Origin of the sequence: Lysinibacillus boronitolerans JCM 21713 = 10a = NBRC 103108 (assembly GCF_000772935.1) — a bacterium.
Taxonomy (GTDB): Bacteria; Bacillota; Bacilli; order Bacillales_A; family Planococcaceae; genus Lysinibacillus; species Lysinibacillus boronitolerans.
This window is the reverse complement of record NZ_JPVR01000080.1, coordinates 341030-355400: the sequence shown is the minus strand read 5'-3', so window position 1 is coordinate 355400 and position 14371 is coordinate 341030. Positions and strand designations below refer to the sequence as shown.

Annotated in this window: 18 protein-coding genes; all 18 read left to right on the top strand. The window is 37.6% G+C overall.

The annotated features are described in order from the left end of the window. Positions 1–498 precede the first annotated feature (498 nt). The 18 genes from flgB (at position 499) to CD31_RS20125 (ending at position 14371) form a co-directional block, all read left to right on the top strand. Positions 499–891 carry a flagellar basal body rod protein FlgB gene (gene flgB, locus CD31_RS20210; protein ID WP_016994580.1) on the top strand — a complete coding sequence of 131 codons (393 nt, stop codon included), beginning with the start codon at positions 499–501 and terminating at the stop codon, positions 889–891. Between the two features lie 3 nt (positions 892–894). Further along, positions 895–1356: a flagellar basal body rod protein FlgC gene (flgC, locus tag CD31_RS20205; RefSeq protein ID WP_016994579.1), complete on the top strand. Its 462-nt coding sequence runs from the start codon at positions 895–897 to the stop codon at positions 1354–1356. Between the two features lie 26 nt (positions 1357–1382). Beyond that, positions 1383–1688: a flagellar hook-basal body complex protein FliE gene (gene fliE / locus CD31_RS20200; protein ID WP_004269303.1), complete on the top strand. Its 306-nt coding sequence runs from the start codon at positions 1383–1385 to the stop codon at positions 1686–1688. A gap of 120 nt (positions 1689–1808) precedes the next feature. Then, entirely contained in the window at positions 1809–3401 is a 1593-nt protein-coding gene (fliF, locus tag CD31_RS20195) for a flagellar basal-body MS-ring/collar protein FliF (protein WP_036080483.1), read from the top strand. A 15-nt stretch (positions 3402–3416) separates the two neighbouring features. Next, entirely contained in the window at positions 3417–4430 is a 1014-nt protein-coding gene (fliG, locus tag CD31_RS20190; RefSeq protein WP_008180783.1) for a flagellar motor switch protein FliG, read from the top strand. Continuing rightward, a complete protein-coding gene (gene fliH, locus CD31_RS20185; RefSeq protein WP_036080480.1) occupies positions 4423–5211 on the top strand; it encodes a flagellar assembly protein FliH in 789 nt (262 codons plus the stop codon). Before fliG ends, fliH begins: the two co-directional genes overlap by 8 nt. A gap of 5 nt (positions 5212–5216) precedes the next feature. Further along, complete coding sequence (gene fliI, locus CD31_RS20180) at positions 5217–6542, top strand: flagellar protein export ATPase FliI (protein WP_036080569.1); 1326 nt, start codon at positions 5217–5219, stop codon at positions 6540–6542. Next, positions 6543–6992: a flagellar export protein FliJ gene (fliJ, locus tag CD31_RS20175; RefSeq protein WP_036080477.1), complete on the top strand. Its 450-nt coding sequence runs from the start codon at positions 6543–6545 to the stop codon at positions 6990–6992. It abuts the gene before it with no gap. 4 nt (positions 6993–6996) lie between these two features. Beyond that, positions 6997–7605 (top strand): MotE family protein, encoded by a 609-nt coding sequence (locus CD31_RS20170; protein ID WP_016994575.1) that lies wholly within the window; start codon positions 6997–6999, stop codon positions 7603–7605. 26 nt (positions 7606–7631) lie between these two features. Continuing rightward, positions 7632–8903: a flagellar hook-length control protein FliK gene (locus CD31_RS20165; protein WP_036080474.1), complete on the top strand. Its 1272-nt coding sequence runs from the start codon at positions 7632–7634 to the stop codon at positions 8901–8903. Between the two features lie 2 nt (positions 8904–8905). Beyond that, positions 8906–9598 carry a flagellar hook assembly protein FlgD gene (gene flgD, locus CD31_RS20160; protein ID WP_036080471.1) on the top strand — a complete coding sequence of 231 codons (693 nt, stop codon included), beginning with the start codon at positions 8906–8908 and terminating at the stop codon, positions 9596–9598. A gap of 15 nt (positions 9599–9613) precedes the next feature. Continuing rightward, positions 9614–9982 (top strand): TIGR02530 family flagellar biosynthesis protein, encoded by a 369-nt coding sequence (locus CD31_RS20155; RefSeq protein ID WP_036080468.1) that lies wholly within the window; start codon positions 9614–9616, stop codon positions 9980–9982. Positions 9983–10068: 86 nt separating this feature from the next. Continuing rightward, positions 10069–11010, top strand: coding sequence for a flagellar basal body rod protein FlgG (flgG, locus tag CD31_RS20150; RefSeq protein ID WP_036080465.1), 942 nt, complete (start codon positions 10069–10071; stop codon positions 11008–11010). Positions 11011–11104: 94 nt separating this feature from the next. Further along, a complete protein-coding gene (locus CD31_RS20145) occupies positions 11105–11326 on the top strand; it encodes a flagellar FlbD family protein (protein ID WP_016994570.1) in 222 nt (73 codons plus the stop codon). Next, positions 11316–11744 (top strand): flagellar basal body-associated protein FliL, encoded by a 429-nt coding sequence (fliL, locus tag CD31_RS20140; protein ID WP_036080462.1) that lies wholly within the window; start codon positions 11316–11318, stop codon positions 11742–11744. Before CD31_RS20145 ends, fliL begins: the two co-directional genes overlap by 11 nt. Positions 11745–11775: 31 nt before the next feature. Then, positions 11776–12771 (top strand): flagellar motor switch protein FliM, encoded by a 996-nt coding sequence (gene fliM / locus CD31_RS20135; RefSeq protein WP_004269290.1) that lies wholly within the window; start codon positions 11776–11778, stop codon positions 12769–12771. Then, on the top strand, positions 12764–13987 hold the full coding sequence (gene fliY, locus CD31_RS20130; protein WP_016994568.1) for a flagellar motor switch phosphatase FliY: 1224 nt from the start codon (positions 12764–12766) through the stop codon (positions 13985–13987). The genes fliM and fliY overlap by 8 nt, the downstream gene beginning before the upstream one ends. A gap of 21 nt (positions 13988–14008) precedes the next feature. After that, positions 14009–14371, top strand: a complete 363-nt coding sequence (locus CD31_RS20125; protein ID WP_004269288.1) for a response regulator — start codon at positions 14009–14011, stop codon at positions 14369–14371.

The following is a 14371-nucleotide window of genomic DNA, read 5'->3' as shown; positions in this document are numbered from 1 at the left end:
TCGAAATTTTATAGCTCTTCTTTTTTAGAGATTTAATACAAAAACATGGATTTCGTTGCTTTTAGCCTAAGAATGTTCGATAATTTGTCACTACCATTAGCATATAAAAATTCCATATATGTTACTTTGGAAGAATGGTGAATAAACGTATAGTATCTCTATATAAAATACTCTACTATTGATCGAACTAGTAAAAAGGGACCTTTCTTAATTAAGATTAAAAAAGGCGATTAACCTCATAAAAAGGCATATTTCACAATAAAATCGTAAACACTGTCGAAATGGTGTAAAATAACTAGATGATTAATAATCTTTACTGAAGCTTAGAGGCACAAAGGATGGGGAAGTTTTGTCATGGTTGAGAGGGAGAAAAAATAGGGCGTATAGACTATTAAAAAGTGACAAAAGACAATAGACACTAGGTATCATCTTAATTACAATTGTATTATTGGATAAATTAACAAGTACATAGATTGAAATAAAATGAGGTGAACAGTTTTGAATATATTTGGAGGAACTATTAGTAGCCTGGAAAAAGGACTTTCCTATGCCACTTTAAATCATAAAACAATCGCAAATAATATCGCCAATGTCGATACACCTAATTATAAGGCGAAAAATGTAAGTTTTAAGGATATGCTGCAAGAGCAGAAGAGCATAGCTATTTCTGCATATCGTACTGATAATAGACATTATGATTTCACGTTTCGACAATCTACACCAGGTGTTAATATTGTGGAGAACTTGCGATATAGAAACAATGGGAATGCTGTAGATATGGATGCCGAGCAAGCAAAATTAGCAGAGAATCAAATTTATTATAATGCGCTAATCGATCGTGTTAATGGGAAATTAAACACATTGAATACCGTTATTAAAGGAGGTAAGTAATAGATGTCTATATTTCATGGGATGAATACCACTGCCTCCGCTTTAACAGCGCAACGTTTACGTATGGATGTTATTTCTTCTAATATGGCTAACATGGATACAACTCGCGCTCGTCAAGTGAATGGGGAATGGGAACCATATCGACGTAAGTCAGTGACGCTAGCAGCACAAGAAGGACAATTCTCAAATTTTTTGAATATAGCACTAGGTAAAAATGCAAAAAGTGGTGTTGGTAATGGTGTAAAAGTTACTCGAATTTCAGATGATCAAGAAACACCTTTCAAACTTGTATATGACCCAACTCATCCAGATGCAAATGCAGATGGTTATGTAAATATGCCCAATGTCGATCCGTTGAAAGAAATGGTTGATTTAATGTCGGCTACTCGTTCTTATGAGGCTAATATAACTGTATTTAATGCAAATAAATCCATGCTTACGAAGGCTCTAGAGATTGGTAAATAAATTTAAGTAGAAAGGAAGATACATACATGGCCATTTCGTCCATTTCGCTAATGACACCCACTCAGGTTGTAAATAACACGAATAAACTTAATGCAACACCTTATGAAGCGCAACAAAGCTTCGCGAACTCGCTAAAAGAAGCAATTGCAAAAGTAAATGATCAACAAATAACTTCTGATAAGTTTACTCAGAAGCTAATTAAAGGTGAAGATGTGGAGTTGCATGAAGTGATGATTGCTTCGCAAAAGGCAAGCATTACCCTAAACGCAACAATTGAAGTTCGCAATAAGGTGATTGAAGCTTACCAAGAAATAATGCGCATGAGTGTTTAATTTTATTGTAAAGATAAGAAACCTCTTTTCAATATAGATTAACAACCACAATTTAAAGTGGCTCATTATGTTCGCAAATTATTGATGGCTAGGTTATTCACTATAACCGGAGGATTCATAATGAATGAACGATTGACAAAAATAAAAAACGACACCAGTCAATTTTGGACAAGTCGAAGTAAAAAGCAAAAAATAGTTATGATTGGCTCCGTGGTAGTTGTAATCGCACTAGCAGCAATTGTGACATTTTTTGCTTCCAAAACTACATATGTTCCACTTTATAAAGATTTATCAACACGTGAAATTGGACAAGTAAAGGAAGCGCTAGATTCCCAAGGTGTGACCTATCAAATTGCTCCAGGTGGAACATCTATTTTAGTGCCAGAAGAACAAGTTGACTCCTTATTAGTGCAGTTAGCTTCAGAGGGATATCCACAAACAGGATCAATTGATTACTCATTTGCTAATAGTTCAGGATTTGGTATGACTGATAATGAATTTAACCTATTAAAAAAAGCAGCAACTGAAACTGAAATTGCTAAACTTTTCAAAAACTTGGAAGGTGTAAAAGATGCAAAAGTGATGATTACTGTTCCTGAGGAAGGGGTATTCGTCACAGATGTTCAAGGAGAGGCAACAGCATCTATCGTTTTAAATACAGACCCTGGCTATAAATTTACGGAACAGCAAATTACTACTATGTACAATTTAGTGTCAAAAAGTATTCCAAATTTAAAGACTGAAAATATCGTGATCTCTAACCAATTCTCAGAGTACTTTGATCTGAATGCAGCAACAGCTGATGGTACTTCCACAACAACAGCTGAAGGCCAATTGCAAATGAAGAAATTGGTAGAAAGAGATTTACAACGCCAAGTGCAAAATATGCTTGGAACATTGATGGGACAAGATAAAGTAATGGTTTCTGTCACAACGGATATTGATTTCAAGAAAGAAAACCGTGAAGAAAATCTTGTGACACCTGTTGATGAAGAAAATATGGAAGGTATTGCTATTAGTGCTCAGCGTATTACAGAGCAATATTCTGGTACAGGAGCAGCTGCTGCAGGAACACCTGAGGCTGAAACAACTACCGATAACTTCACAACATATAATGAAGGTACAGCAGGAAATGGTGATTATGAGCGTACGGAAGAAACGATTAATAATGATGTGAACCGTATACGTAAGGATATTCAAGAAGCTCCTTATAAAATTCAGGATATTGGGATTCAAGTAATTGTTGAACCACCGACAGCAACTGACGCAGCGTCATTACCAGACGGTGTTCGTGAAGATATTGAGAAAATTTTAAGTACAATTGTACGTACAACAATTTCCAAAGACGTAGCAGCAGAACTTACTCAAGAGCAAATCGATGAAAAAGTGGCGGTATCTGTACAACCATTATACGGTAAAGCAACAGAGGTAGCTGATGAAAAACCAATCATTCCATGGTGGGTTTGGGTTATCGGGGGTATCTTGTTAGCTGTTATCTTATTACTAGCATTCTTCATTATCCGTTCACGTAAGCGTGCGAAAGAAGAAGAAGAACTAAGTATCCTAGAGGAACAAGAAGAATTAATGGTTGATGATATTAATGAAGAAATTGAAACGGAAGCTACAATGCGTCGTAAGCAGCTAGAAAAAATGGCCAAAGAAAAGCCAGACGATTTTGCAAAGTTACTGCGTAGTTGGATTGCTGAAGACTAACTAGGAGGTTCGGCTGTGTCCAAGAAAGATAAAGAATTAACCGGAAAACAAAAGGCCGCTCTCTTGTTAATTTCATTAGGGCCTGAGGTTTCAGCTTCTGTCTATAAACACTTAACAGAGGAAGAAATTGAACGTTTAACATTAGAAATTTCAAGTGTTAAAAAAGTAGAATCAAATGTAAAAGAAGAGATCATTGAAGAATTTCACAATATTGCACTCGCGCAGGACTATATCACACAAGGTGGTATTGGCTATGCAAAAACAGTATTAGAAAAAGCACTTGGTGTAGAACAAGCACAAACGATCATTAATAGACTAACATCTTCTTTACAAGTGCGTCCGTTTGATTTTGCTAGAAGAGCTGATCCAGCGCAAATATTTAACTTTATCCAAAATGAGCATCCTCAAACAATTGCCCTGATACTCTCTTATTTAGAGGCAGGGCAAGCAGGGGTTATTTTATCTTCTTTACCACAGGAAGTACAAGCTGACATTGCTAAACGTATAGCGGTCATGGAATCGACTTCTCCAGAAGTGATCAGCGAAATTGAATCTGTGTTAGAGCGTAAATTATCATCAACTGTTACGCAGGATTATACAGAAACGGGCGGTATTGATGCAGTCGTTGAAGTTTTAAATGGAGTAGATCGACAAACAGAAAAAACAATACTCGATGCACTGGAAATACAAGACCCAGAACTTGCAGAAGAAATCAAAAAACGTATGTTTGTGTTCGAGGATATTGTTACACTCGACAATCGTTCTATTCAGCGTGTTATTCGTGATTGTGAAAACGAAGACTTACTGCTTTCAATGAAGGTATCAAGTGAAGAGGTAAAAGATATTATATTCCGCAACATGTCACAACGTATGGCTGAAACATTTAAAGAAGAAATGGAAATCATGGGACCTGTACGCTTACGTGACGTAGAGGAGGCACAATCTCGAATTGTTGCTGTTATTCGTCGTCTAGAGGATGCTGGAGAGATTATTATAGCTCGTGGTGGAGGAGATGACGTCATTGTCTAGAATCATCCGTTCTATTTACACACAGTCTGATAGCGATAATGTAAAAGAAATACAGATCCGTGATATGTTTGAACCGATGGAAGAATACCAAGACGAAGCCCTTCCTCAGCATCAACTAACGTTAGATGAAATCATGGCAGAGCGAGATCGTTTACTTGCTGAAGCAAGAACTGCTTTGCAAGCGGAACGAGAGATGTTTGAACAGGAAAAACATCTGCACTTTCAAGAGATTGAACATTTAAAGCTAAGTTGGGAGGAAGAGAGGCCCAATCGTGTTCAAGAAGCTTATGATGAGGGATTTGGACAAGGCTATGAAGATGGATTAAATAAAGCCACTGAAGCAATGGCTCAGTCACTTCAAACAGCGAATGAAACAATGATGCTAGCGAAAGAAAATGCTCAAAAATATATTGAGGATCAAGAAGCGGTAATTTTAGAGCTAGGTTTAACGGCTGCAGAACGAATTATTGGCACTTCTTTAGAACAGGATAACGAATTATTTGTATCGATTGTGCGCAGAGGGCTGAAAGAAGCGAGAGAAATGAAAGAAATTAAAATTTATGTTTCGCCAGCTTATTATGCTTTAATTACGGCAAATCGAGATGAATTAGCAGAAATGTTCCCAATAGACGTACCATTTATGATTTTTGTTAATGAAGATTTGGACAATGAGACAGATTGCTATATTGAAACAAATCATGGGCGAATTATGGTTAGCATCGATGAGCAATTAAATGCACTCAGATTAAAGTTACATGAAATATTAGAGAGTAAGGAATGATCTTGATGAAAGCGGCTCAATTAATTGAACAAATTCCGCATATCCCAACTTTTAAAAAGTTCGGTAGGGTTACTAGAGTTGTTGGCTTAATGATTGAGTCGCAAGGTCCAGATAGTTCTATAGGTGATGTCTGTAAAATTCATGTGGAAACTGTAAATCATGGTCACCAAATTATTTTAGCAGAGGTCGTTGGTTTTAAAGATGAAATAGTCGTCTTGATGCCTTTTACCTCCTTACGTGAAATATCTATTGGCTGCCTTGTCGAAGGGACGGGTGCTCCACTGGAAGTAAAAGTGGGTCCTGAGTTGATCGGCAAAGTATTGGATTCTATGGGGAATCCAATTGATGGCACACTATTACCTAAAGGTCTCATGACAGTCCCTACAGAGCAAGATCCACCAAACCCACTAACTCGTCCACCGATTAATGAAAGGCTTGAAGTGGGAGTCAAGGCTATTGACGGTATGCTAACGGTTGGAAATGGACAACGTGTTGGTATTTTCGCCGGTTCAGGTGTAGGTAAAAGTACATTACTTGGTATGATCGCAAGAAATACACAAGCTGATTTGAATGTCATTGCGTTAATAGGAGAGCGTGGTCGTGAGGTTCGAGAATTCATCGAACGTGATTTAGGTGCTGAAGGCTTAAGTCGGTCTATTGTTGTTGCAGCCACTTCCGATCAACCAGCATTAATGCGGATTAAAGGGGCATTTACAGCTACAGCAATCGCTGAATATTTTAGAAATCGAGGCTTAAATGTCATGTTGATGATGGACTCCGTTACACGTGTGGCTATGGCACAACGTGAAATTGGACTTGCCACAGGAGAACCACCAGCACAAAAAGGCTATACACCTTCTGTTTTTGCGATTTTACCTAAATTACTAGAACGTACAGGCACTAATGAAAAGGGCTCTATAACAGCATTCTATACGGTTTTAGTAGATGGGGACGATATGAATGAACCGATTGCGGATACTGTCCGAGGGATATTAGATGGTCATATTGTATTGGATCGAAATCTTGCCAACAAAGGGCAATATCCAGCAATAAACGTCTTGAAAAGTGTGAGTCGTCTGATGAATCACGTTGCAGAGCCAACTCATAAAAAAGCTGCTGAACGATTAAGAGAGCTCTATTATACATATGACAAATCAGAGGATTTGATTAATATTGGTGCTTATAAAAGAGGAACCTCTAAAGAAATTGATGAAGCAATTTATTATGAACCGCTCATTACTGCTTATCTTAAACAGGGTTACTTAGATAAAGTGACCCTAGAAGAAAGTGTCAATGAGTTAATAACATTATCGAACGGTGGTGCGAAATAGATGGTCAGTTATGTGTATCGTTTTGAAAAAGTGTTAACTATTCGCGAACAGGAAAAAAACGAAACCGAAATGGCTTATAAGGAATCTGTCCGTTCTTTTGAAGAAATAGCAACGAAATTATATGATTTGCTAAAAAAGAAAGAAGATTTAATTGCATTTCAGCAGGATCGTTTAATGGTCGGCTCATCCATAGATGAAATTCATCATTATAGTCGTTTTATTGATAGTCTCGAGAAGACAATTGCAGATGTGCAACAAAAAGTGATACAAGCCCGTGCAAAGATGAATTGGCATGAAGAAAAACTATTAGAAAAAAATTTGGAAGTACGTAAATTTGAAAAAATGAGAGAAAAGGATTTTAAGCATTTCCAACAAGAGCAAGATCGTATAGAAAGCCTTTTTTTAGATGAAATTTCATTACAAACGTATAACAAGAAAGAAATCAGGTGATTTCATGGCAAAGAAAGACAATCGAATAGCAACAGAATTAGCAGAAGAGCAACCGAAGAAAAAATCTGGGGGCTTTCTAAGGTTTTTTACTTGGATTGTACTGCCGATTATGTTTGTAGTAGCGGTTTTGCTTGTTGTGGCAACCTTAATGAATACAAATGTCTTTGATTTAGGAAAAAAGGCAATTGGTAGTTTACCTTTTATCCCGTCAGAGGAACAACAAGCAAAGGATGCTGTCGTTAATAATGACTCTAAAATAGTAGGTTTACAGGCAGAGATCCAAGAAAAAGAAGCAGAAATTACACAGCTTCAGAAAAAACTAGATACAACTATAACTGAAAAAGAGAAGCTGCTGACTGAAAAGGAACAACTTCAATTTGAAATTGAAAAATTAAATCGTGAACAAGATGATGTAAAGCGTGATTTTAACGATATTTTATCAACGTTTGATAAGATGTCACCAAAAGCCGCAGCACCTGTGTTAATCAATATGAGTGATACAGAAGCACTGCGAATTTTAACGAATTTAAAGCCTGATAAATTAGCAGCCATCTTAGAGAAAATGGATGCAAAAGATGCAGCAAAATATACGGAACTTATGGCTAAACAATAGGATAATTGAAAGGAGGTGAAAAAATAGTGGATGTAGCGATGATGCAAATGATTAATAAAACAGTACCTACAAAAACTGCAGCAACAAAGTCAACAACAGTTGGAAACGCTGATGGAAAAATAGACAGCACACCGAAGAAAGATAATTTATCAAATTTTGGTTCTGTTTTTGGGCAAGTATTAACTTCTTCAACTCAAACAACCCAGTCATCACAAACGACTTCAACAAATGAACTCGAGGATTTACAAGCGGTATTAAATGCTGACTCAATGGAGGAAGTACTAGATCTACTGGGGATTTCTCACGATGATGGCTTATTAATGCTTCAACTTGGAGAAGACGGTAAGGCAGTGGCAATGGATGAAATGCTTCATTTAGAAAATATTTTAAATGCTTTAGGGATTGATGAAGAGCAGCTTCAAAAAATCGTCCAACAGTTACTAGGAGAAGAAAAGGAAGCAAGTGATGTTTGGGAGCTCTTAACATTAGTAGATGCCCAAGCACCAGTACTACAGGCGAATATAAGCACTGCGTTACAAGGTGAAGGTCAAGTGACACCAAAAGAGGCATCACAACTTCTTCAAGTGTTGAAATTAGCGCAATTAGTAGGGCAGAAGACCGACTTAACAGCACCTCAAGAAGACCTGTTAACGACGGTGAAAAGCCTATTAACGACTTTACAAACGCAAGTAGGAACGTTGCAGGTAACAACAACTAAAACAACTATTACATTGCCATTACAAGGCTTCCAGCAAGTTGTTCAGCAAGTCCAAGTGACGAAACAAAGTGAAACAAATACAAATGACATGGTGACGCCACAAACTGTACAAACGAAACCAGACACATTCCATGTAACGTTACCGACGGCTAAGCCTGCTCAATCCGAAGCTTTACTAAAAGAAATGCAAGCCATTATCAATCGAGCACAGATTTCGAATGCTCAAGGTATTACACGTTTAACCATAAAATTGTATCCAGAAAATCTAGGGACGGTTCGTATTGAACTTGTACAAAATGATGGAGTTCTTACAGCCCGTATACTTGCTTCTACAGCCCATGGACGTGAATTGCTTGATAACCAAGCACATCAGCTAAAACAGGCTTTTGCTCAGCAAAATATACAAGTAGATCGCCTTGATATTGCACAATCATTACAAGATGCCGATCGTCAACAACGTGATCAAAGCTTCTTCAATAATTTCTTTAAACAACAGCAGGACGAAGAACAAGATCAAAAAAGTGATGACGAAGATGAAGGAATGTCCTTTAGTGATTATTTAATAAGTGAGGAGGTGTAATTATGGCAGATACTACAACAAAAGTGACAAATACATCAATAACGGATGATCTTTACTACTCCAATTATAGAAAGCCAACGAAGCAAACAGGAAATAGTGAGCTTGGCAAAGATGCCTTTCTACAATTGTTAATTACACAATTACAGCATCAGGACCCAACGAATCCAATGGATGATCGAGAATTTATTTCTCAAATGGCGCAGTTCTCTTCTTTAGAGCAAATGCAAAATATGACAAAGGCAATGGAATCTTTACTAGCATCTCAGCAACAAACACAGATGATGAGTTATACAACCTTTATTGGCAAAGAAGTCAAATGGCATGAAATAACGGAAGAAAAAGATGCAAAAGGAAACCCAGTGATAAATGAAGGAACAGGCGTCATAGAATCCCTTAAATTTGTAGATGGAAATGTTGTGTTCAAATTAGCTGATGGGAAAGAGATTGCTCCTGGTAATATATCTGGTATTTTAGGTGGAGCTAGCGACTCTAGCTCAAATGGCAATAATAGTGTACCTGAATCTCCATTAGTGAAAGCTAGCCAATTGATTGGTAAAAATGTAACGTATAAAGACGGTGACCAAGAACTTAAAGCGCGAATCGTCTCTGTTTCCAATAAAGATGGGGTCATTAATTATGTGCTAGATAATGATAAAAGACTAACAGATAAAGATTTTACAGTGATTAGCGAATAAAGGTGGAGAATAGTGATGGATAAGTTTTCAATTCATCGTGTACCCTTGCATCCATCTATTCGTACAGTACAACCTAAGCCAATCAATACACAACAATCGTTTAAAGCGCATTTACAGGAAGCTTCTAAACATGAGCTAAAGGTGAGCAAGCATGCGAATGAACGTATTATTGAGCGTAAAATTAATATCTCTGAACAAGAATGGCAGGTTGTATCGGATAAGGTATTTGAAGCACACTCAAAAGGTGTCAAACAACCATTAGTCTTGATGGATCAAGCAGCTTTAATTGTCAGTGCTAAAAACGCTACTGTCATTACAGCAATGGATCGCACGGAAGCAAAACAACAATTATTTACAAATATTGACGGTACGATTGTACTTTAAAGGCTGGACCTTCTTACGTAAGGAAGCCTTGGTGAGCTGACTGATAGAGGCTCACCCTATATAAAACGAAGGGAGAACGAAAACTTATGTTACGTTCTATGTATTCAGGTATTTCAGGTCTTAAAAACTTCCAAACAAAGCTAGATGTGATTGGTAATAATATCGCCAACGTGAACACTTATGGCTTTAAAAAAGGGCGAGTAATTTTCAAAGATTTAATGTCGCAAACACAGGCAGGTGCCTCTGGTCCGAGTTTGACAGCAGGTGGTACGAATCCTCAACAGGTAGGATTAGGTTCAAGCTTAGCAACAATTGATACTATTCATGGATCTGGATCACGCCAAACTACTGGTCGTGTTTTGGATATTGCTGTTGAGGGTGAAGGATTCTTTATGGTTGCGAAGTACAATCCAGATGGAGACGGGGAATCAGTTGCGGGAGAAAACTTTGACAGTGTCGCTTACACACGCGCTGGAAACTTCTATATGGATGAGCAAGGTTTCTTAGTAGATGCATCGGGGAACTATGTAGTTGGTATCCAAGGTTGGGAAGGAACAGCTGAAGACGATGTGGATTTACCCCTTGTTGAAGATGCTGGCACGGCATTAGAATACGATTCGGAAGATTGGGACGAATTGCAAACTGAAGTAACTGGGACCCGAATCCGAATCCCGACAGATGCACAATCAATGTCTATAAGTTCTGATGGTAAAGTTACATTCGTAGATAGTGAAGGGCTTAAATTTGCAGGTCAAATTGTAATGGCTAAATTCCCTAATGCAGAAGGTTTAACAAAAGAAGGGAATAACTACTTCCAAGAAAGTGCAAACTCTGGAGCAGTTCAAATAGGTGTAGGTAATACATTTGGTATCGGTAAAGCTGTTTCAGGTGCTCTTGAAATGTCCAACGTAGACCTGTCTGAAGAGTTTACTGAGATGATTGTAGCGCAACGTGGTTTCCAAGCAAATACGCGTATCATCACAACATCTGATGAAATATTACAGGAACTAGTAAACTTAAAACGATAATAATATAGTCCTTTCATAACGGACATTTTTACAAACATATTTTTCATATGAGGGAGGGTCGGGCCGGCTCTCATGCTAGACCCGGCCCTAATTCATGATTGAACTAACACGTCTAAATGGCAAAGCATTTACCTTAAATGCTTTATACATAGAAACAGTCGAATCATTTCCAGATACGACTATTACATTAACAACTGGAACAAAATTAATTGTTTTAGAGAGTGAAGAAGAGGTGCGACAAAAGGTAACTGCCTTTTATAACAATATACAAATACTATCCAACCCGCATCTACGAGGTGAAGAAGATGAAGAATAATAAAATGCTAACAATAATTATTATTTTACTAGTAGCAGTCATTCTGATTGGGGTTATTTTGTTTGTATTGCTCACGCAATTTAATAAACCAACAGGTGCTGTTGAGCCGTCCATTGATGAGATTGTAGAGGCTACAGTGGAGGTACCAGAGATCACGACAAATCTAGCAGATAATAGAGTTGTACGCCTGTCATTAAAAATCCAAACGACAAGCAAGGAAGCTGGTGCAGAGTTAACAAAGCGCGTTTTCCAAGTGCAAAACATTGCCATTCAAGAGCTTTCTGAAATGGAGAAAAAGGACTTAGAAGGTAAGCAAGGGAAACAAATTTTCCAAAAATCATTAAAAACACGATTAAATGAGTTAATGCAAGAAGGAGAAGTCCAGGAAGTATATTTTACCTCCTTCATTACTCAATAAAACAGAAACTGCTTGAATTGGAGGTGGGCAAATGGCAGGAGATGTGTTATCTCAATCCGAGATAGATGCGCTGCTTTCCGCTATATCGACAGGGGAAATGTCAGCGGATGACATAAAAAAAGAGGACGAGGGACGAAAGGTTAAAGTCTATGATTTTAAACGAGCACTTCGCTTCTCAAAAGATCAAATCCGAAGTTTGACCCGAATACATGAAAATTTCGCACGACTATTGACAACCTTTTTCTCAGCACAGCTTAGAAGCTATGTACAAATTACAGTTGCATCAGTAGACCAAATACCATTTGAAGAGTTTGTCCGTTCCATTCCAAATATGACACTCATTAATGTATTTGAAGTGCCACCATTAGATGGTAATATATTGATGGAAATCAATCCGAATATTGCCTATTCAATGTTAGATCGCCTAATGGGCGGTAGTGGGGCGAGTCATAGTAATGTAGATAACCTAACGGAAATTGAAACAAAAATTATGACAAACCTTTTTGAACGCTCATTCGACAATTTACGCGAAGCATGGGAAAATGTTGCGGAAATTGACCCAATATTAGTGGAACTTGAAGTAAATCCACAATTTTTACAAATGATTTCACCTAATGAAACGGTTGTTGTAATTTCGTTAAATACGATTATTGGTGAGACAAGCGGTATGATTAATATTTGTATTCCACATGTTGTGTTGGAGCCAATTGTTCCAAATCTTTCAGTTCGTTATTGGATGCAAACCAATACGAAGGAGATGTCACCAGAGCAAACAAAAATGCTTGAAACACGTGTGAAACAAGCCCAATTGCCACTCTCAGTTGAATTAGGTTTGACAGACATCACCATTGAAGATTTCCTAACAATGCAAGTTGGAGATGTTATACAGTTAGATCAAAAAATCGAAGCACCATTACTACTAAAAGTAGGAACATTGCCGAAATTTACTGTTCAACCAGGTAAAAAAGGTAAAAAATTAGCAATCCAGATTATCGACCCTTTGAAAGGAGGAGACGAAGATGAGTGATGAAATGCTCTCCCAAGAAGAAATTGAAGCGCTATTAAGGGGCGAGACGTTGGGAGATAAAAACAACGACACTGATGCTTCAACAAATGAAGAAATAAATGAGATACGAGTGGAGGATTACCTTGATTCGTTTGCACAAGATGCATTAGGAGAGGTAGGCAATATATCCTTTGGTAGCTCTGCCACTGCTCTTTCAGCGTTATTGGGTCAAAAAGTAGATATTACTACACCAAGTATTTCGATGATTAATCGCAATAAATTAGAAGAGGAATTTCCTCATCCATATGTAGCTGTACAAGTTGAATATACAATTGGTTTGACAGGTATGAATTTACTTGTTATTAAACAATCCGATGCAGCAATTATCGCAGATTTAATGTTAGGTGGCGATGGATTAAATCCGAAGCCAGACTTAGGTGAAATTCAGCTAAGTGCTGTTCAAGAAGCTATGAATCAAATGATGGGCTCAGCTGCTACATCGATGTCGACGGTCTTCAACAAAAAAGTAGATATTTCTCCACCGACAATTGATTTAATGAACATCTCGCAAGATGAAGGTCGAGAAAATATTCCAGAAGACGATTTGCTGGTGAAAGTTTCATTTAGATTAAGAATTGGTAATTTAATTGATTCAAATTTAATGCAATTATTACCGCTTAAATTTAGTCAAAATATTGTAAAATCATTATTAGGTGAAACAGGAGTATTTGAGGAACCTGTGGCAGCAACGATTGCACCTGAAGCTCCACCAGTTGCACCACCACCTGTACAACAGCATGTTCCTGTAGCCCCACCATCTGAACAACCAGTTTATCAGCAGCAATCAGCACCGATGCAGCAACCGATTTATCAGGAGCAACAACAATTTGCACAACCAGCAAGACCGGCACAGCCTGTCAATGTGCAACAAGCGCAGTTTGCTAGCTTCGATACAAATGTAATCTCTCAATCTGAAGCTAGAAATTTAAATATGCTACTTGATATTCCATTGCAAGTTACTGTAGAGTTAGGACGTACGAAACGTTCTGTTAAAGAGATTTTAGAACTCTCAAGTGGTTCAATTATTGAACTGGATAAATTAGCGGGGGAACCGGTTGATATTTTAGTCAATAGTCGTTTAATTGCTAAAGGGGAAGTCGTTGTTATTGACGAAAACTTTGGTGTCCGTATTACAGATGTTTTAAGTCAAGCAGAGCGTTTAAATAATTTAAGATAGTTTCAATTGGAGGAGTTAACCATGTCTAAAAGAATTTTGATTGTAGACGACGCTGCATTTATGCGCATGATGATCAAGGATATTTTATCAAAAAATGGATTTGAAGTAGTTGGAGAGGCAGCAGATGGTTTACAAGCTGTCGAAAAGTACAATGAACTAAAACCAGATTTAGTAACAATGGATATCACAATGCCAGAGATGGACGGTATTGCAGCTCTTAAAGCAATTAAGGGAACAGATCCAAGTGCAACTGTAATCATGTGTTCAGCAATGGGGCAACAAGCAATGGTAATCGATGCGATTCAAGCTGGTGCGAAAGACTTTATCGTAAAACCTTTCCAAGCAGATCGTGTAATTGAAGCGATTCAAAAAGCGCTAGGATGA